We start from the raw sequence: 18,397 nt of genomic DNA on the forward strand, positions 1-18,397 counted from the left end.
TGAGTCCTGGTTGAACGCCCACCCCTCCCGGAGCGGACGCGTAAGCAGCCCGCACGACGCGCTTTATTCCGAATGCCCCGTGCGCAAGCCTTTAGCTCGCGACACTGGCGCCCGCCGTAGCGGCCGCGCAGATCGCAAGGAAATCACCTTCTTTCAGCGACGCACCGCCGATCAGGCCACCGTCGATGTCGGCCTGACGGAAGAGCTCCGCCGCATTTTCCGGCTTCACGCTGCCGCCGTAGAGCAGCGCCACGTCCGCCACTTGCGCGCCCTTGGCAGCGAGGCGCGCACGCAGGAACGCATGCACCTGCTGGGCCTGCTCCGAACTTGCGCTCTTGCCCGTGCCGATCGCCCAGACCGGCTCGTAAGCAACGACGATACGTGCCGCCTCTTCAACTGACAGCATGGCCAGCACCGCATCGAGCTGTGCGCCAACCACACGCTCGGTCGCACCCGATTCGCGTTCTTCGAGCGTCTCGCCCACGCAGACGATGGGCGTGAGGCCCGCCGCCAGCGCGCGCTGCGCCTTCACGGCGACGAGTTCGGAGCTTTCGCCGTGGTAAGCACGGCGCTCCGAGTGACCAACGATCGCAAAAGCGGATTCGAAGTCGGCAACCATGCCTGCCGCGACCTCGCCCGTATAGGCACCCTGCTCGTGCGCCGAAACGTCCTGCGCGCCCCACTGAACCCGGCTGCCGCCGAGCAGCGCCTGCGCCTGCGCGAGATACGGAAACGGCACACACACACCGACGTGCACGTCCGAGGGCAGCGCCTGCGCACCGCGCGCAACGCCTTCTAGCAGTGCCGCATTGACCGCGAGGCGGCCATGCATCTTCCAGTTACCGACTACGAGCTTGGATCGTTGTTTCGTCATTGTTCCGGTTGCTGTTAAAAGCGGACGCAAAACACATAATTTTACTGCGTGAAATCCAGGCGGGTCAAACCACCCCGCCTGCGATGCACAACAAATACGCGAAAAAAATGCCGAAAAATCAAGCACGAGCGATTCGCCCGTGCCGGTGCGCCGTCAGGCCGCGCTGCTCCAGTCGAGCATGATCTTCCCGATATGCTCGCTGCTTTCCATCAACGCATGGGCCTCCGCGGCCTGCGCGGCGGGAAATACGCGGAACACGACGGGTTTGATGCGCCCCTCTTCGATGAGGGGCCAGACCTTCGCCTTGAGTTCCCGAGCAATCTGGGCCTTGAACTCTACAGAGCGTGCACGCAGCGTCGAACCGGTCACGGTGAGCCGGCGGCGCAAGATCTCGCCCATGTTGAGTTCGGCCTTGGAGCCGCCGAGCGTCGCGATAAGCACGATGCGGCCCCCAGTCGCGAGCGCGGAAAGCTCGCGCGCCACATAGCCGCCGGCCACCATGTCGAGAATCACGTCGACGCCGCGGTCGTTCGTGAGCGCCTTCACGACCTCCACGAAATCGCTGGTGCGGTAGTTGATGGCGCGCTCGGCGCCAAGCGCCTCACAGGCGTGGCACTTATCGTCCGAACCCGCGGTGGCGAACACGCGAAAGCCAAGGGCATGCGCGATCTGGATCGCCGTCACGCCAATGCCACTCGAGCCGCCCTGCACGAGCAGCGTCTCGTTTTCGCCGCCCTCACCCTGGCCAAGGTAGGCGCGCTGGAATACGTTGCTCCAGACCGTGAAGAAGGTTTCGGGCAGCGAGGCCGCCTCGACATCCGTGAGCCCCTTCGGCACCGGCAGGCATTGCCCGAGCGGTGCGACCGCGTATTCGGCGTAACCGCCGCCCGCAATCAGCGCACACACGCGATCGCCAATCTTCAGCCCGAACGGATTGTTCTTCTCATCGATCGAGCCGCCGACGATCTCGCCCGCCACCTCGAGCCCCGGCAGCTCGGAAATGCCCGGCGGCGGCGCATACGAGCCCTTGCGCTGGAACACGTCCGGACGATTGACGCCCGAAGCACTCACCTTGATCAGCACTTCGCCGGTTTTCGGCTCAGGGGTTGGCCGTTCGGCCAGCTTGAGCACGTCCGGCGCACCGAATTCCGTAATCTCGACAGCCTTCATCTCGCGTCTCCTCAGCGCCTCGCGCCCGGGTCTGAAAGGCGCTGCGTACGCGACACGATTGACGCGTGCGCACTGCCATTCATCCTCATTGTCATAAAAAACGGCCGGCGCGTTTTGCACGCTGCCGGCCGTTGGAGCTTACTGCTTTACTGCTGCGGCTCGCCCTGCGGTGCGCCACCATTGGCTTGCTCGTTGAGCAGCGCCTTGGCGGACAGACGCACGCGGCCCTTCTCGTCCGTCTGGATGACCTTGACCTTCACAACCTGGCCTTCCTTCAGATAGTCGTTGATGTCCTTGATACGCTCGTTGGCGATCTCGGAGATGTGCAGCAGACCATCCTTGCCCGGCAGCAGGTTCACGATCGCGCCGAAGTCCAGAAGCTTGAGGACCGCGCCTTCGTACACCTGGCCCACTTCGATTTCGGCCGTGATGTTCTCGATGCGCTTCTTTGCCTCAGCCATGCCTTCGCTCGACGTCGAAGCGATCGTCACGACGCCGTCGTCCGAGATGTCGATGGTCGTGCCGGTTTCTTCGGTCAGCGCGCGGATCACCGAACCGCCCTTGCCGATCACGTCGCGGATCTTTTCCGGGTTGATCTTGATAGTGATCATGCGCGGAGCGTACGCCGACAGCTCGGTGTTCACACCCGAGACCGCCGAGGTCATCTTGCCAAGGATGTGCATGCGGCCTTCCTTCGCTTGCGCGAGGGCGACCTGCATGATTTCCTTCGTGATGCCCTGGATCTTGATGTCCATCTGCAGCGCGGTCACGCCAGCTTCCGTACCCGCCACCTTGAAGTCCATGTCGCCGAGGTGATCTTCGTCGCCGAGGATGTCGGTCAGCACGGCGAACTTGTTGCCTTCGAGGATCAGGCCCATCGCGATACCCGCGACGTGCGCCTTCATCGGCACGCCGGCGTCCATCAGCGCGAGGCAGCCGCCGCAGACCGAAGCCATCGACGACGAACCGTTCGACTCGGTGATTTCCGAGACCACGCGGATCGAGTAGCCGAACTCTTCGGCGCTCGGCAGGCACGCGACGAGCGCGCGCTTCGCGAGACGGCCGTGGCCGATTTCACGGCGCTTGGGCGAGCCGACGCGGCCCGTTTCGCCGGTCGCGAACGGAGGCATGTTGTAGTGGAGCATGAAGCGGTCGCGGTACTCGCCTTCGAGCGCGTCGATGATCTGCTCGTCGCCCTTGGTGCCGAGCGTCGCCACGACCAGCGCCTGCGTTTCGCCGCGCGTGAACAGCGCCGAACCGTGGGTGCGCGGCAGGACGCCCGTGCGGATCTCGATCGGACGCACGGTGCGCGTGTCACGACCGTCGATACGCGGCTCGCCGTTCAGGATCTGCGAGCGGACGATCTTCGCTTCGAGGTCGAACACGATGTTGCCGACCGTGGCCTTGTCGGCCGCCGTCGTGCCGGCCGCAGCCGCTTCTTCTTCGAGCTTGGCCGACGTGGCTGCGTAGACTTCCTTCAGCTTGGTCGAACGCTGTTGCTTGTCGCGCAGCTGGTACGCGGCGAGCAGGTTGTCGTTGGCGATAGCCGTGACGCGCGCGATGAGCGCTTCGTCCTTCGGCGCCGGCGTCCAGTCCCACTCGGGCTTGCCGCCGTCACGCACGAGTTCGTGGATCGCGTCGATGGCCGTTTGCATCTGCTCGTGGCCGAACACGACCGCGCCGAGCATCACGTCTTCCGGAAGCTGGTCGGCTTCCGATTCCACCATCAGCACGGCACGCTCGGTACCGGCCACGACGAGGTCGAGGCGCGATTCCTTGATCTGCGCGCGCGTCGGGTTCAGCACGTACTCGTTGTTGATGTAGGCAACGCGCGCCGCGCCGACCGGGCCGTTGAACGGCAGACCCGAGATCGCCAGCGCAGCCGAGGCGCCGATCAGCGCAGGGATGTCAGCCGGGACTTCCGGGTTGATCGACAGGACGTGGATCACGACCTGCACTTCGTTGTAATAGCCTTCCGGGAAGAGCGGACGCAGCGGACGGTCGATCAGGCGCGAGATCAGCGTCTCGCCTTCCGACGGACGGCCTTCGCGGCGGAAGAAGCCGCCCGGAATCTTGCCGGCCGAGTAGGTCTTTTCGATGTAGTCGACGGTGAGCGGGAAGAAGTCCTGACCCGGCTTGGCGGTCTTCGCGCCAACGACGGTCGCGAGCACGACGGTGTCTTCGACGTCGACGATGACAGCACCGCTGGCCTGACGGGCGATCTCACCCGTTTCGAGGCGAACATTGTGCTGGCCCCATTTGAATTCCTTCACGACTTTATTGAACATGGTCATGGTCACTCACTCCTTACTCATTTGTTATGCGCCGCCCGCACACGCGGACGACGCGGCAAGACAGGCTCCGGCACCGCGCAGGAAGAGGAGTGTTATGCCATTCCAGCGGATCGCGAGGTTGCAAACCTGTTGCCCTGCGGCTGTGACGCATCGCCGCGTACGATCTGCTGGAATGACACAAAGCTCTGCCCCGAGGCCCGGCCCTGCTGCTTGTACTGCTGGTGCTACGTGGTGTTGCCTTAAGTTTTGAACCGGCGTTTATCGCATCAAGACGACTTGAAAAGCAGCATGAAGCGCACCGTTCAAAAACAAAATGCCTGCATCAGCGGAACTGACACAGGCATCTTTGTGGAAGACCTTCCGATTACTTACGCAGACCCAGCTTCTCGATCAGCGCGCGGTAACGGTCGGCGTCCTTGCCCTTCAGGTAGTCGAGCAGCTTGCGGCGGCGGCTCACCATGCGCAGCAGACCGCGGCGGCTGTGGTGATCCTTCGCGTGCGACTTGAAGTGCGAGGTCAGTTCGTTGATACGCGACGTGAGAAGCGCAACCTGAACTTCGGGCGAACCCGTGTCATTGGTGCCGCGCGCGAATTGCGCGACGACGTCGGACTTCTTGATATCTGCTACGGACATTTTGCTTTTCCTTTAAAACAAACGAGCGGTCACGGAAGAAAGGCCGTGCCGTGGCTTGGTTCCAACTACTGATTGTCTTGCCGCAGGTTCGCGACAAGGGGCGTATTGTAGCACAGCCCCGATTTGCCGCGAACCCGCTTGTAAGGCGCGCCGTCAAGGCCGCTTCATCTGGCAGACAGTGGCCGGCACGGTGCGCTGCGCGGGCAGCGCCAGCACGGTGCGAAAGCCGTAGCCTGCGCCCTCGTTGTCGTAACGCACACCGGGCGTACCCTGCTTATCCATCTCCATGACATAAAGGGGCTGGATTACCTGGTGGTCGTCGGCGCGCATCCACATGGGGTGGAAACCGGCTTCGCCGCCTTTGAAGCGCATGCCCTCCAGCGCCTTCGCGACCGCCTCGGGGTCGGCCGTGCCGGCCTTCGCCATGGCCTGCGCGAGCATCTCCACCATCATCGACATGCGCAACACCGGGTAGTCGTCCTTGGCCGCCGGGTAGCGCGCGCGGAACGCCTTGTACCACGCGTCGGAGTCCGCGCCACCCACGTTCGGGTGCCAGTCGGCGACCGCGATCACGCGCTTCACGCCCGCGTCGCCCAGCGCCGCCGGCGCGCCGAGACTGTTGCCGTAGAACGTGTAGAACGTCGTGTCGAGCCCCTGCTCGCGCGCGGCCTTCACGAGCAGCGTGAGGTCGTTGCCCCAGTTTCCGGTGATGACGGCGTCGGCGCCCGCGGCGCGAATCTTCGCGACGTACGGCGCGAAGTCCTTCACGCGGCCAATGGGATGGAACTCGTCGCCGACGATGGCAATGTCCGGACGGTCCTTCGCGAGCGCAGCGCGAGCGAGTGTGCTCACGTCGTGGCCGAAGCTGTAGTCCTGGTTGAGCAGATACACCTTCTTCACGGACTTGTCCGCGGCGATGACATCTGCGAGCGCGTCCATGCGCATGCCCGCGTGCGCGTCGAAGCGGAAATGCCAGAAGCTGCAATTCGCGTTCGTGAGCGCGGGATCGTCGGCGGAATAGTTGAGGAAGATCTGGCGGTTCTCCGGATCGCGCTCGTTTTGGCGATCGATTGCCGTCACGAGGGCCGCCGCCACCGCCGAGCTGTTGCCCTGCATGACATAGCCGATGTGGCGGTCCTGCGCCATGCGCAGCTGCACGAGCGCCGCCTCGGGGCTGCCCTTGCTGTCGAGCGTGACCAGTTCGAGCGGATGCCGCCCGTCACGCAGCACGACGCCGCCGCTCGCGTTGACCCGCTCCACGCCGAAGCGCAGGTTGCGCTCGACGGCCGCGCCCGCGTCCGCGAACGGGCCCGACATACCTTCGATGAGCGCGAGCTGGATCGGCTTGCCGCCCGACGTCTCATCCGCCTGTGCGCCGGTTGCGCTCGCGAGCCCTGCCGCCATCGCCGCCATGGCGAACATGGCCGCTGCCGCACGCGCCACGCGTGCCGTTATGCGCTTCTCTCTCATTCTCGATGCCAGCCGGATTTTCATTCGAAGCGCGGATCATAGGCCGCGAGGCGGTGCGACGGCAAGGCCGCGATTCACCGCGTGACCGCGCAGGCCCGGCCCGCGAGCGCGTCGCGCCGTGTCAAAATAAGGGCTCCACAGTCACGGCGGTCATTAGAACCTTGCCATCGGGGGACATCATGTTCACGCGCCTATCAACCTCGCTCGCAACGCCTGTGCGCCCCGCCTTGCATCGCTTGCGTCTCGCCCTCCTCGCGGGAGTGGGCGCACTCGCGCTCGCCGGCTGCGCGCAGCCGTGGCAGCAATTCCATGCGGGCGACGACGCACAGTCCGTGATCGCCCGTTTCGGGCCGCCGGCCGAAACCTACGACCTGCCCGACGGCGGCAAGCGCCTTATGTGGCCGACCCAGCCGATGGGCGAAACCACCACGGCCGCCGACATCGACGCCAACGGCCGGGTCGTGAACGTGCGCCAGGTGCTGCAACCCAACGAGTTCTATCGCGCGGAAATCGGCAAATGGACGCGCACCGACGTGCTCGTGAACTTCGGTCGCCCGGTCGAGACCTCATACTTCCCGCTGATGAAGAAGGAAGCGTGGACCTACCGCTACCTCGAAGACAACGTCTGGTACATGCTCTACAGCTTCTACTTCGACGACCAGGGCATTCTGCGGCTCACGCAGAAGACGCCCGATCCGCTACACGACCCTGATCGACGCAGCCTGTTCTGATCGCTCTGCTCCCCGTGCAGCAAAAACAAAACCCCCGCGCTCTTGCGAGCCCGGGGGTTTTTCATTGAGCGGCGAAGCGAAGCGCCCCGCCTGCGCTTACACCGCTTCGGAGCGCTGCGGATTGACCTTGTCGCCCGAGTAGAGCTTATTGAGCGCCGAGATATACGCCTTCGCCGAAGCAGCAACGATATCCGGATCGGTGCCCACACCATTGACGATGCGACCGGCCTTCGAGAGACGCACCGTCACTTCGCCCTGCGCCTGGGTGCCCGTCGTGATCGCGTTCACCGAGTACAGCAAAAGCTCCGAGCCGCTGCCCACTTCGGTTTCGATAGCGTTGAGCGTGGCGTCCACCGGGCCGTTGCCCGCGGCTTCGCCAGTCACTTCCTTGCCGTCGGCCGAGAACACCACGCGCGCGTGCGGACGCTCACCCGTCTCCGAGTGCTGCGCGAGGGAGATGAACTTGAAGTGTTCCTTGTCCTGCGCCTGTGCCGACTCTTCCGTGACGATCGCAATGATGTCTTCGTCGAAGATTTCGGCCTTCCGGTCGGCCAGCTCCTTGAAACGCGCGAACGCGTTGTTCAGTTCGCCTTCGCCGTCGAGCTGGATGCCCAGCTCCTGCAGACGTTGCTTGAACGCGTTGCGGCCCGAGAGCTTGCCGAGCACGATCTTGTTCGCGCTCCAGCCCACGTCTTCCGCGCGCATGATTTCGTAGGTGTCGCGCGCCTTGAGCACGCCGTCCTGGTGAATCCCCGAGGCGTGCGCAAAAGCGTTCGCGCCCACCACTGCCTTGTTCGGCTGCACGACGAAACCGGTGATCTGCGAAACGAGCTTCGAAGCCGGCACGATCTGCGTGGTGTCGATGCCGAGATCGAGGCCGAAGTAGTCCTTGCGGGTCTTCACGGCCATCACGATTTCTTCGAGCGACGTGTTGCCCGCGCGCTCGCCGAGACCGTTGATCGTGCACTCCACCTGACGCGCGCCGCCGATCTGCACGCCGGCCAGCGAGTTCGCCACGGCCATGCCGAGGTCGTTATGGCAGTGCACCGAGAACACCGCCTTGTCCGAGTTCGGAATGCGCTCGCGCAGCGTCTTCACGAGGTTGCCGTACAGCTCGGGAACGCCGTAGCCGACCGTATCGGCGATATTGATCGTCGTCGCGCCTTCGTTGATCACGGCTTCGAGCACACGGCACAGGAAGTCCATGTCCGAGCGGCTACCGTCTTCGGGTGAGAACTCCACGTCGTTCGTGAACTTGCGTGCGAAGCGCACCGCCAGCTTCGCCTGCTCGAGCACCTGCTCGGGCGACATGCGCAGCTTCTTCTCCATGTGCAGCGCCGAGGTGGCGATGAACGTGTGAATGCGGAAATGGTCGGCGGGCTTGAGTGCGTCGGCGGCGCGCTGGATGTCCTTGTCGTTCGCGCGGGCGAGCGAGCAGATCGTGCTGTCCTTGATCATGCCGGCAATCGTGTGGATCGCGTCGAAATCGCCATTCGAGCTGGCCGCGAAGCCGGCTTCGATGATGTCGACCTTCATGCGCTCGAGCTGCTTCGCGATACGGATCTTCTCTTCCTTCGTCATCGACGCACCGGGCGACTGCTCGCCGTCGCGCAACGTCGTATCGAAGATGATGAGCTTGTCTGCTGCCATTTCGGGTCTCCAGGGGGACTTGTTCAGTGTCTAAAACGGATTTTGGGTGTTCGCGCCACCGATGGCGACGCTGACAATGAACGAGGCTTACGGAGGGCGAGCGAGATCAGCGCGGCAGGCGCGCTAGCGCTAGCGTGCTTAGTAGCGCGCCGGCTTGAAGAGAGAAGAGGGGGAACTGGATGGTGTCCATGCCGCCGACTATAGCCGGAATCCGTCGATAGCGCAATTGGAAGAGACCAGCGCGGGCGAGCGCAAAAAAAAGGGCCGCGCTCGCGCGCAGCCCTCTTTTCCGGCATTCCCGCACCTGCGCCCTACCGCTCGCGCGGCAAAGAACGCGCCGGGTTCGAGCGTCCGCGCACGCCCTGGTACGCCCAGAACACATAGCCCGAAAGCCCGTAGAGCACGAAGAGGCCGAACAGCATCAACGGCGGATCGGACGACACCAGCACGAACGCCACCACCACGAGCAGCGTGGCCGCGAACGGCACGCGGTGGCGCACATCGAGCGCCTTGCCGCTGTAGAACGGCGCGTTGGATACCATCGTCACGCCCGCGTAGATCGTCAGCACGAAGGCCACCCACGGCAACCACGAAAGCTTCACGGGCACGCGGTTGTCGGTGGCGAGCCAGACGAAACCGGCGATGAGCGCGGCCGCTGCCGGGCTCGGCAGGCCCTGGAAGAAGCGCTTGTCCACCACACCGATATTCGTGTTGAAGCGCGCAAGACGCAGCGCCGCGCCCGAACAGTAGACGAAAGCCGCGAGCCACCCCCAGCGCCCCAGATCCTTGAGCACCCACTCGTACATCACGAGCGCGGGTGCGACGCCGAACGACACCATGTCCGAAAGGCTGTCAAACTGCTCGCCGAACGCGCTTTGCGAGTGCGTCATGCGCGCCACGCGCCCGTCCATGCCGTCGAGCACCATCGCCACGAAAATGGCGATGGCCGCCACCTCGAAGCGCACGTTCATGGCCTGCACGACCGCGAAAAAGCCGCAGAAGAGCGCCGCCGTGGTGAACGCGTTGGGCAGCAGGTAGATCCCGCGCTTCTTCAGGAACTCCTGGCGCGCCGCGCGCCGGTTCGCCGCGACGCCCATGGGCTCCTGCACGGACTTGTTGCGGCGAAACGGCCGCGGCAGCGGCGCGCCAGCCGGGTTACGGGGTCGACGTTTGAATCCGGCCATCGCAGCCCTCCTTTATGCCGACTGGGTCGGCAGTTCGGCGAGGATCGTCGACGAGGCGGACACCTTCTCGCCAATCGACACACGCGGGCGGCTGCCCACAGGCAGGTAGACGTCGACGCGCGAGCCGAAGCGGATGAAGCCATAGCGCTGGCCCCGCGAAAGCGGCTCGCCGGCGCGCACGTAGCAGAGAATGCGGCGCGCGATGAGGCCCGCGATCTGCACCGAGGTGACGGTCGTGCCGTCCGCCATCGTCAGGACGACGGCATTACGCTCGTTCTCGGTCGAAGCCTTGTCGATGGCGGCGTTCAGATACGCGCCCGGGAAGTACTCGACCTTGGCGACGGCGCCATCCACAGGCGAACGTTGCGAGTGGACGTTGAAGACGTTCATGAACACGCTGATCTTGAGCGCTTCACGGTTTGCATACGGGTCATGCGCGGTTTCCACGGCGACGATGCGGCCGTCAGCCGGGCAGAGCACGGCGTTGGCCTGGCTCGGGATCGGGCGCGGCGGGTCGCGGAAGAACTGAACGACGAAGATCAGGATCAGCCAGAAGGGCCATGCGAGTCCGAAGCCTGCGACCGCATGGATCAAGAGCGCCACGACGGCCGCAATGGCGATGAACGGCCAGCCTTCGCGCGCGATGATCGGATGGGGGTAATTCATGGTGGCTTCGCTGTTATTTTGAAAACCGTAGGATAGCAAAAGCCGCCCAGGGTTCATCCCACCTGGGCGGCTTTTTCGGGTCTGACTCAGATCAAACTGCTGCGCGACGGTACAAAACCGCACGCGCAATCAGATTTGAACCGTCAGATTAGTTCTTCGACTGGTCGACGAGCTTGTTCGCGGCGATCCACGGCATCATCGCGCGCAGCTTCGCACCGACCACTTCGATCTGGTGCTCGGAGCCCAGGCGGCGGCGCGACTGCAGCGTCGGCGCACCGGCCTTGTTTTCCAGGATGAAGCTCTTCGCGTATTCGCCGGTCTGGATGTCCTTCAGGACTTCCTTCATGACCTTCTTCGTCTCGGCCGTGATGACGCGCGGGCCCGTCACGTACTCGCCGTACTCGGCGTTGTTCGAGATCGAGTAGTTCATGTTGGCGATGCCGCCTTCGTAGATCAGGTCGACGATCAGCTTCAGTTCGTGCAGGCACTCGAAGTACGCCATTTCCGGCGCGTAACCTGCCTCGACCAGCGTTTCGAAGCCAGCCTTGATCAGGTCGACCGTACCGCCGCACAGCACGGCTTGCTCGCCGAACAGGTCGGTTTCGGTTTCTTCGCGGAAGTTCGTTTCGATGATGCCGGCACGGCCGCCGCCGTTCGCCGCTGCGTACGACAGAGCGATGTCACGCGCTGCGCCCGACTTATCCTGGTGAACAGCGATCAGGTGGGGCACGCCGCCGCCTTGCGAGTACGTGCCGCGAACCGTGTGGCCCGGCGCCTTCGGGGCGATCATGATGACATCCAGATCGGCGCGCGGGATCACCTGGCCATAGTGCACGTTGAAGCCGTGTGCGAACGCGAGCGCTGCGCCGTTCTTGATGTTCGCGTGGACTTCCTTCGCGTAGACATCGGCGATCTGCTCGTCGGGCAGGAGCATCATGACGACGTCGGCGTTCTTCACCGCTTCGGCCACTTCCTTGACCTGCAGGCCGGCGTTCTCAGCCTTGCTCCACGATGCGCCGTTCTTGCGCAGACCGACCGTGACGTTCACGCCGCTGTCCTTCAGGTTCAGCGCGTGTGCGTGGCCTTGCGAGCCGTAACCGATGATCGTGACCTGCTTGCCCTTGATGAGGGAGAGATCGGCGTCCTTGTCGTAGAAAACTTTCATGTTGGTTCCTTGGCGAGAGTCTGGTGAATTTCGGTACTGCTATTAGCTTTTGCTGCGCCGGATGCGGTTGAAAACGCATCCGGACAAGTTCCGGTGCAAGATCGACTGTGGTCGGGTCACACCTTCAGAATGCGCTCTCCGCGCCCAATGCCCGAGCCGCCCGTACGGACGGTTTCGAGAATTGCGGTCGCATCGATCGCTTCGATGAACGCGTCGAGCTTGTCGCTCGCGCCCGTCAGTTCGATCGTGTAGGTCTTTTCGGTGACGTCAATGATACGGCCACGGAAAATATCCGCCATCCGCTTCATCTCCTCACGTTCCTTGCCGACCGCCCTTACCTTGATCAGCATCAGCTCGCGCTCGATGTGGGCGCCCTCGGTAAGGTCGACCACTTTCACCACCTCGATCAGGCGGTTCAGATGCTTCGTGATCTGTTCGATCACGTCGTCCGAGCCAATGGAAACGATGGTCATGCGCGACAGCGAACGGTCTTCGGTCGGCGCCACCGTCAAGGTTTCAATGTTGTAGCCGCGTGCGGAGAAGAGGCCGACGACGCGCGAGAGCGCGCCCGGCTCGTTTTCCAGCAGAACGGAAATAATGTGTCTCATGATGTGATCCGCGATTTATCCAGGTGAGCGTGATGCCGCCCTTCCCCGCGAACTCGCGCGTCCGTTGTGTGGACGCGCGCCGCGCGAAGTCGAAACGGCGCCGTTCAATAACCGTTACAGGTCTTCCGAGCCGAGCAGCATCTCGGTGATGCCCTTGCCGGCCTGTACCATCGGCCAGACGTTTTCGGAAGGGTCGGTCTGGAAATCGAGGAACACCGTGCGGTCCTTCAGGCGCAGCGCTTCCTTGAGCGCCGGCTCGACGTCCGCCGTCTTTTCGATCCGCATGCCTACGTGGCCATACGCTTCGGCGAGCTTCACGAAGTCAGGCAGCGCATCCATATAGGAATGCGAATAGCGCTTGCTGTATTCGATCTGCTGCCACTGGCGGACCATGCCGAGGTAGCGGTTGTTCAGCGAAATGATCTTCACGGGCGTGTCGTACTGCTTGCAGGTCGACAGCTCCTGAATGCACATCTGGATCGAGCCTTCGCCCGTGATGCACAGCACGTCGTCGTCGGGGTGCGCCATCTTCACGCCCATCGCCGCAGGCAGGCCGAAGCCCATCGTGCCGAGACCACCGGAGTTGATCCAGCGGCGCGGCTGGTTAAAGCGATAGAACTGCGCGGCCCACATCTGGTGCTGGCCGACGTCCGAGCACACGAACGCGTTGCCGCCCGTGAGCTCCCACGCCTTTTCCACCACGTACTGCGGCTTGATGATGTCGCTCGAACGGTCGAACTTCAGACAGTTCTTCTCGCGCCAGCCTTCGATGTCCTTCCACCAGTCGGCGAGCGCGGCCGTATCCGGGCCGTGCTCGGCGTGCTGAAGCTGCTCGATGAGTTCCTTGAGCACTTCCTTCACGTCGCCGACGATGGGGATATCGACCTTCACGCGCTTCGAGATCGAAGACGGGTCGATGTCGATGTGAATGATCTTGCGCGGACGCGAGGCGAAGTGCGCCGGGTCGCCGATCACACGGTCGTCGAAGCGCGCACCGATCGCGATCAGCACGTCGCAGTGCTGCATCGCCATGTTGGCTTCGTAGGTGCCGTGCATGCCGAGCATGCCGAGGAACTTGCGGTCGCTCGCGCGGTAACCGCCCAGACCCATCAGCGTGTTCGTGACCGGGTAGCCGAGCAGATCGGCGAACTGGTTCAGTTCGCGCGACGCATCCGCGAGGATGATGCCGCCGCCGGTGTAGATATACGGACGCTTGGCCGAGAGGAGCAGCGAAACCGCCTTGCGGATCTGCCCCGAGTGGCCCTTGGTGACCGGGTTGTACGAGCGCAGCGCGACGTTTTTGACCGGTTCATACGCGCACGGCGTCTTCGACACGTCCTTCGGAATGTCGATCAGCACGGGGCCCGGACGGCCGGTGCGCGCAATGTAGAAAGCTTTCTTGACGGTAGCGGCGAGGTCACGCACGTCCTTCACGAGGAAGTTGTGCTTCACGCAGGGACGCGTGATGCCGACCGTATCGCACTCCTGGAAGGCGTCTTGACCAATCGCGGCGGTAGGCACCTGGCCGCTGATGATCACCATCGGGATCGAGTCCATGTAGGCCGTCGCGATGCCCGTCACCGCATTGGTGACGCCAGGTCCCGAGGTCACGAGGCATACGCCGACATTGCCGGTCGAACGCGCGTAGGCGTCGGCCGCATGCACGGCTGCCTGTTCGTGGCGCACGAGAACGTGCTGGATTTTGTCCTGCTTGTACAGCTCGTCGTAAATGTAGAGCACCGAGCCGCCGGGATAGCCCCAGATGAATTCGACCTGCTCGTCGGCGAGCGCCTTCATCAGCACGGTTCCGCCGATAGAGGTAGCAGCTTGAGGGTCAGATTCTTGCGAAGGGGGGACCGACGTGGAGAATTCCGCGCTGGGCATATTCATCATTGACCTTTCGAATTTTCGGCAAAAAATTGATCGGGTGCTCTCTGCCGGGCTTGTGGCTCGGGTTCAAGCGGCGCGTCCAGTTGACAGATGAGCTTCTTGGGCCACATCCGAATTGAGACAAGTCACTTATGTTGCGAACCGTCGAAGATAGCGGCTCGATGCCTTCCGGTCAAGCAATTATTGAGATAGCGGGCACGGACGTTGCGTCACTGCGCACGCCTCGCAGCGCCCGCCAGGGGCCGACAGGGAAGCCACCGAGGCATTTGCATCCATGTGCGAAACATTCTCACGGCCTTCCCGCTACCCTGCCGGCGCGAAAATTTGCTAGGATCCGCGAGTTTTACGACATTTTTCGAACGATTACGCGTACGCTGGCGGCGGCGCCCTGCAACGGATGGCATCAGACAAGGAACTCGCCGACTTTCTGGCGGGCGTCGAAAGACGCGCGTTCAAGCAGACGGTCTACGCCGTAAGGGACGACGACGCCTCGCTCGACATCGTGCAGGACGCGATGATCAAGCTCGCGGAAAAATACGGAGACCGCCCGGCCGCAGAACTCCCCCTGCTCTTTCAGCGTATTTTGCAAAATACGATGCACGACTATTTTCGTCGGCAGAAAGTACGCAATACGTGGGTGAGCCTGTTTTCGTCGCTCGGCAACGCTGACGACGAGGAGTTCGACCTGCTCGAGACCTTCGAGGCCCAGCAGGGAACCGCCGGCGCCGAGAGTAGCGAGCAGCAGATCGAGCGCGCACAGGTACTCCAGATGATCGACGACGAAATCCAGAAATTACCGGCACGTCAACGGGAGGCGTTTCTGATGCGTTACTGGGAGGATATGGATGTCGCCGAGACTGCCGCCGCAATGGGCTGCTCCGAAGGCAGCGTGAAAACGCACTGCTCCCGGGCCACCCACACGCTGGCGCAAGCGCTCAAGGCCAAAGGAATCACGCTATGAGCTCCGCCCTCGAAAACAAAGAACTAGCGTTCGTGCGGGAGATGCGTCGTGCGCTCGACGAGAGCGCCGCCAACCTGCCCGCTGGTACCACTGCGCGGCTCGCCGCCGCACGCAAAAGCGCACTTGCCCACAAAAAGGCAGAGGTCGTGCTCGTGCGCGCACCGGCGCTCGCCGCGGCCGGCGTTGGCAGCCTGTCCGGCGCGCCTGCGCACCTGCCCGCGCGGCGCCGTTCAGCGTTCGCGCGCTTTGCGCTCGCCTGGCCGCTCGCGGCGCTCGTGGCGGGCCTCTTTGCCATCGCGTACTTCGAAGATCAGCAACGCACCGCTGAACTCGCCGATATCGACGCGGCCATGCTGAGCGACGACCTGCCGCTCACGGCCTACCTCGATCACGGGTTCAACGCGTATCTGACGCGCGCGCACTAAGGAAAATCTGAGCAGGAGACTGACGGGGTGAGTTACAAGCGCGGCCTGGCCGTTGTCATTGGATCTGTGGTCGCGGCAGTCGTGTCGTATATGGCGACCTACCCGCGCTTTCACCCCGAGCCGACTGGCGAAAACACCGCTGGCACGGCCACTCAGGGGAAAGCGCCCTCGGTCGACAATTCGATCACGACCGCGTTCGCGCCGTTGCCCGGCCAGTCCGACCCGCTCGCGTGGGTGCATCTCAGTGAAGTCCAGCACGCGGCCCTCGCGCCGTTCGCCGTGGAATGGGATCGCTTCAGCGACGAGCGAAAACGCAAATGGCTGAAGATCGCCGCACGTTACCCAAAGATGTCACCGGAAGCGCAGAAGCGTTTGCATGAGCGCATGGCGGAATGGGTCGGCATGACGCCGGAGCAACGGCGCGTCGCGCGCGAAAATTACCAGGTTTCCAAGGAATTGCCGGCGCAGGCGCGCCAGCGTGCCTGGAAGGCTTACCAGCAACTCCCCGAAGAGCAGAAAGAACGCCTTGCCGCGAGCGAGCACAAGCGCCGGCCCACCGTCGTGAGCGCCCCGCCCAGTGGCAACAAGAGCGAGATTCGCGATATCGAGCGCCTCGTCAACGAGCGCGATCACCGCGGCTCGCCGCATACGCCCGCGGGCGTCACCGGGGCATCGGGCGCGGCTGGCGCCAGCAGCACGGGCTCGGGTCTCGCGCCCGCAGCGCCCGGCGCGCCGAGCGAGCCGGCCGCTTCGTCGTTTGCGTCGGGCATTCCCGCTGCCGGCAGCTTCGTGCCCGCCACGCCGATTCCCGTCTCGCCCGCCGAAGCGCCCGCAGCGTTCAAGGGCTCCTGAAGCTTCCACCGGCGCTCGCGCTAACCTCGCGCGCACCCTCCGCACGCATCCTCGTTAACCCCGCCGCGGCGTTCCGGCCATTTCGTCGCGCGCGTTTTCGAGGTTATGCTTGGGCGTCCCGTCCCCGAACCGACGCCATCGTGTCCGAAAGCGCCCAAGCCGCCGCCCTGCCGTCCACCGTCGCCTTCCAGGTTGAATCTGCGCCCGTTTCGATTCGCCGCCGCCTCGCCGCGTTCGTCTACGAAAGTGTGCTGCTTTTCGGCGTCGTCTTCGCCGCCGGCCTCGCGTTCAGTCTCATCATGCAGCAGCGTAATGGCTACACCCATCACAACGCGATGGCGGTCTGGATCATCTTCGTAGCCGGCGCGTACTTCGTCGGCTTCTGGCACAAGGGCGGCCAGACGCTGCCGATGAAGACCTGGCGCCTGCGCGTGGTCGGCCCGGACGGCAAGCCGCCCACGCTCGCACGGGCGACGTTGCGCTATCTCGCAGCGTGGCTGTGGTTTCTGCCGCCGCTCGTGCTGCACCCGCTGCTCAGTCTTTCGATTCCGCACACGCTCGCGCTCGAAGCCATCTGGTTCGTGATCTGGGCCGCAAGCGAGCGCTTCTCCCACGACAGGCAGTTTCTTCACGACCGCATTGCGGGCACGCGCATTGTCGCGATCACGCGACAATGCGCGACGGCGTAGCAGCCGCACCACCTTCCCTATCGCACCGAAAAAGCGTCTGCACGGCACAACCTGGGACTGCGTAACGAGACCTTCTCGTGACTGTCATGTTGCCGTCACGGCAGCATGGCGCAATGCGCGTATTACAACCTGCCGCGCGCGCCATGGCCCAAAAGACGTCAGCGACCACCCTGTTCCGGCAGACCACCGGACGAGGCACCGACTCCGCCACGTTTCACCCGTCCCCCGGCGGAGCCACCTTTCCCGCCCCGCCCCTGCCGCCCTCGTCGATCGACGACGCCCCCACCACCGGCTCCCACGACGACGATCACCCCGACCCCACCCGCTACCGCACGATCTGGCTCTCCGATATCCATCTCGGCACGGGCGGCTGCCAGGCCTCGTATCTGCTCGATTTTCTGCGCCACAACGAGTCGGAGTATCTGTACCTCGTGGGCGACATCATCGACGGATGGCAGTTGAAGAAGGGCTGGTACTGGCCACAGGCGCACAACGACGTCGTGCAAAAAGTGCTGCGCAAGGCGCGCAAGGGCACCCAGGTCATCTACATTCCGGGCAACCACGACGAGAGCGCGCGCCAGTTCTGCAATCTCGCATTCGGGGACATCCACGTGCGCGAGGAAGCCTTTCACACGACGCTCAACGGCAAACGCCTGTGGGTCGTGCACGGCGATCTCTTCGACGGCGTGATCCAGCACGCCAAGTGGCTCGCCTATCTCGGCGACTCGGCCTACACGCTGATCCTCTTGCTCAACCGCTGGTTCAACCGCGTGCGCGCGAAGCTCGGCTTCCAGTACTGGTCGCTCTCGCAGTACCTCAAGCATCAGGTGAAAAACGCGGTGAATTTCATCTCCTCGTTCGAGCGCGTGATGACCGACGAAGCGCGCCGCCGCGGCTGCGACGGCGTGGTCTGTGGCCACATCCACAAGGCCGAGATCCGTGACATCGACGGCATTCTGTACTGCAACGACGGTGACTGGGTGGAGAGCCTCACCGCACTCGTCGAGACGTTCGAGGGTGAGTTGCGCATCGTGTACTGGACCGTGATGCAAGCGCCGCCGCAAGCGCAGGCCTCCACCCGCAAGGCGCGCGTGAGCGCCGCTTGAGAAACGACAACCGCTACGTAACTGCGGC

Annotated in this window: 17 protein-coding genes; 6 read left to right on the forward strand and 11 right to left on the reverse strand. The window is 63.7% G+C overall.

What is annotated here, in order from left to right:
- Positions 1 to 91 precede the first annotated feature (91 nt).
- The 5 genes from tpiA to JMY28_RS00215 form a co-directional block, all read right to left on the reverse strand.
- Positions 92 to 874 (reverse strand): triose-phosphate isomerase, encoded by a 783-nt coding sequence (gene tpiA, locus JMY28_RS00195; RefSeq protein WP_201693546.1) that lies wholly within the window; start codon positions 872 to 874, stop codon positions 92 to 94.
- A 153-nt stretch (positions 875 to 1,027) separates the two neighbouring features.
- Positions 1,028 to 2,044, reverse strand: coding sequence for an NAD(P)H-quinone oxidoreductase (locus tag JMY28_RS00200; protein WP_201693547.1), 1,017 nt, complete (start codon positions 2,042 to 2,044; stop codon positions 1,028 to 1,030).
- A gap of 146 nt (positions 2,045 to 2,190) precedes the next feature.
- Complete coding sequence (gene pnp, locus JMY28_RS00205; protein ID WP_201693548.1) at positions 2,191 to 4,338, reverse strand: polyribonucleotide nucleotidyltransferase; 2,148 nt, start codon at positions 4,336 to 4,338, stop codon at positions 2,191 to 2,193.
- 364 nt (positions 4,339 to 4,702) lie between these two features.
- Positions 4,703 to 4,972: a 30S ribosomal protein S15 gene (rpsO, locus tag JMY28_RS00210; RefSeq protein WP_042271770.1), complete on the reverse strand. Its 270-nt coding sequence runs from the start codon at positions 4,970 to 4,972 to the stop codon at positions 4,703 to 4,705.
- A gap of 153 nt (positions 4,973 to 5,125) precedes the next feature.
- Positions 5,126 to 6,376 (reverse strand): branched-chain amino acid ABC transporter substrate-binding protein, encoded by a 1,251-nt coding sequence (locus JMY28_RS00215; RefSeq protein WP_236596670.1) that lies wholly within the window; start codon positions 6,374 to 6,376, stop codon positions 5,126 to 5,128.
- A gap of 245 nt (positions 6,377 to 6,621) precedes the next feature.
- On the opposite strand from JMY28_RS00215, the gene JMY28_RS00220 reads away from it, so the two are divergent.
- Positions 6,622 to 7,173 (forward strand): hypothetical protein, encoded by a 552-nt coding sequence (locus JMY28_RS00220; protein ID WP_201693550.1) that lies wholly within the window; start codon positions 6,622 to 6,624, stop codon positions 7,171 to 7,173.
- Positions 7,174 to 7,269: 96 nt separating this feature from the next.
- On the opposite strand, the gene JMY28_RS00225 is transcribed toward JMY28_RS00220, so the two are convergent.
- From JMY28_RS00225 to JMY28_RS00250, 6 genes are all read right to left on the reverse strand, one after another.
- A complete protein-coding gene (locus JMY28_RS00225) occupies positions 7,270 to 8,823 on the reverse strand; it encodes a 2-isopropylmalate synthase (RefSeq protein ID WP_201693551.1) in 1,554 nt (517 codons plus the stop codon).
- Between the two features lie 311 nt (positions 8,824 to 9,134).
- Entirely contained in the window at positions 9,135 to 10,007 is an 873-nt protein-coding gene (pssA, locus tag JMY28_RS00230; protein WP_201693552.1) for a CDP-diacylglycerol--serine O-phosphatidyltransferase, read from the reverse strand.
- Positions 10,008 to 10,019: 12 nt separating this feature from the next.
- Positions 10,020 to 10,673, reverse strand: coding sequence for a phosphatidylserine decarboxylase (locus tag JMY28_RS00235; protein WP_028205688.1), 654 nt, complete (start codon positions 10,671 to 10,673; stop codon positions 10,020 to 10,022).
- A 148-nt stretch (positions 10,674 to 10,821) separates the two neighbouring features.
- Positions 10,822 to 11,838, reverse strand: coding sequence for a ketol-acid reductoisomerase (gene ilvC / locus JMY28_RS00240; protein WP_201693553.1), 1,017 nt, complete (start codon positions 11,836 to 11,838; stop codon positions 10,822 to 10,824).
- 116 nt (positions 11,839 to 11,954) lie between these two features.
- Positions 11,955 to 12,446 carry an acetolactate synthase small subunit gene (ilvN, locus tag JMY28_RS00245; RefSeq protein WP_027795483.1) on the reverse strand — a complete coding sequence of 164 codons (492 nt, stop codon included), beginning with the start codon at positions 12,444 to 12,446 and terminating at the stop codon, positions 11,955 to 11,957.
- 114 nt (positions 12,447 to 12,560) lie between these two features.
- On the reverse strand, positions 12,561 to 14,336 hold the full coding sequence (locus JMY28_RS00250; protein ID WP_201694566.1) for an acetolactate synthase 3 catalytic subunit: 1,776 nt from the start codon (positions 14,334 to 14,336) through the stop codon (positions 12,561 to 12,563).
- 397 nt (positions 14,337 to 14,733) lie between these two features.
- Here JMY28_RS00250 and JMY28_RS00255 point away from each other — a divergent pair, with 397 nt between their 5' ends.
- From JMY28_RS00255 to JMY28_RS00275, 5 genes are all read left to right on the forward strand, one after another.
- Entirely contained in the window at positions 14,734 to 15,297 is a 564-nt protein-coding gene (locus JMY28_RS00255; RefSeq protein WP_201693554.1) for an RNA polymerase sigma factor, read from the forward strand.
- Positions 15,294 to 15,722: a DUF3619 family protein gene (locus JMY28_RS00260; protein ID WP_201693555.1), complete on the forward strand. Its 429-nt coding sequence runs from the start codon at positions 15,294 to 15,296 to the stop codon at positions 15,720 to 15,722. Before JMY28_RS00255 ends, JMY28_RS00260 begins: the two co-directional genes overlap by 4 nt.
- Positions 15,723 to 15,749: 27 nt before the next feature.
- A complete protein-coding gene (locus JMY28_RS00265; RefSeq protein ID WP_201693556.1) occupies positions 15,750 to 16,574 on the forward strand; it encodes a DUF3106 domain-containing protein in 825 nt (274 codons plus the stop codon).
- 140 nt (positions 16,575 to 16,714) lie between these two features.
- A complete protein-coding gene (locus JMY28_RS00270) occupies positions 16,715 to 17,263 on the forward strand; it encodes an RDD family protein (protein WP_407945451.1) in 549 nt (182 codons plus the stop codon).
- A gap of 143 nt (positions 17,264 to 17,406) precedes the next feature.
- Complete coding sequence (locus JMY28_RS00275; protein ID WP_201693557.1) at positions 17,407 to 18,369, forward strand: UDP-2,3-diacylglucosamine diphosphatase; 963 nt, start codon at positions 17,407 to 17,409, stop codon at positions 18,367 to 18,369.
- Positions 18,370 to 18,397 lie beyond the last annotated feature (28 nt).

Origin of the sequence: Paraburkholderia hiiakae, assembly GCF_904848665.1 — a bacterium.
Taxonomy (GTDB): Bacteria; Pseudomonadota; Gammaproteobacteria; order Burkholderiales; family Burkholderiaceae; genus Paraburkholderia; species Paraburkholderia hiiakae.

Bases quoted from the DNA above. Each gene is read 5' to 3' on its own strand.
- JMY28_RS00275 (WP_201693557.1), top strand. From the start codon at position 17,407: ATGGCCCAAAAGACGTCAGCGACCACCCTGTTCCGGCAGACCACCGGA.
- JMY28_RS00215 (WP_236596670.1), bottom strand. From the start codon at position 6,376: ATGGCGGCAGGGCTCGCGAGCGCAACCGGCGCACAGGCGGATGAGACG.
- pnp (WP_201693548.1), bottom strand. From the start codon at position 4,338: ATGACCATGTTCAATAAAGTCGTGAAGGAATTCAAATGGGGCCAGCAC.
- ilvN (WP_027795483.1), bottom strand. From the start codon at position 12,446: ATGAGACACATTATTTCCGTTCTGCTGGAAAACGAGCCGGGCGCGCTC.
- JMY28_RS00225 (WP_201693551.1), bottom strand. From the start codon at position 8,823: ATGGCAGCAGACAAGCTCATCATCTTCGATACGACGTTGCGCGACGGC.
- JMY28_RS00260 (WP_201693555.1), top strand. From the start codon at position 15,294: ATGAGCTCCGCCCTCGAAAACAAAGAACTAGCGTTCGTGCGGGAGATG.
- JMY28_RS00250 (WP_201694566.1), bottom strand. From the start codon at position 14,336: ATGAATATGCCCAGCGCGGAATTCTCCACGTCGGTCCCCCCTTCGCAA.
- JMY28_RS00235 (WP_028205688.1), bottom strand. From the start codon at position 10,673: ATGAATTACCCCCATCCGATCATCGCGCGCGAAGGCTGGCCGTTCATC.
- pssA (WP_201693552.1), bottom strand. From the start codon at position 10,007: ATGGCCGGATTCAAACGTCGACCCCGTAACCCGGCTGGCGCGCCGCTG.
- JMY28_RS00200 (WP_201693547.1), bottom strand. From the start codon at position 2,044: ATGAAGGCTGTCGAGATTACGGAATTCGGTGCGCCGGACGTGCTCAAG.
- tpiA (WP_201693546.1), bottom strand. From the start codon at position 874: ATGACGAAACAACGATCCAAGCTCGTAGTCGGTAACTGGAAGATGCAT.
- JMY28_RS00220 (WP_201693550.1), top strand. From the start codon at position 6,622: ATGTTCACGCGCCTATCAACCTCGCTCGCAACGCCTGTGCGCCCCGCC.
- JMY28_RS00255 (WP_201693554.1), top strand. From the start codon at position 14,734: ATGGCATCAGACAAGGAACTCGCCGACTTTCTGGCGGGCGTCGAAAGA.
- ilvC (WP_201693553.1), bottom strand. From the start codon at position 11,838: ATGAAAGTTTTCTACGACAAGGACGCCGATCTCTCCCTCATCAAGGGC.
- rpsO (WP_042271770.1), bottom strand. From the start codon at position 4,972: ATGTCCGTAGCAGATATCAAGAAGTCCGACGTCGTCGCGCAATTCGCG.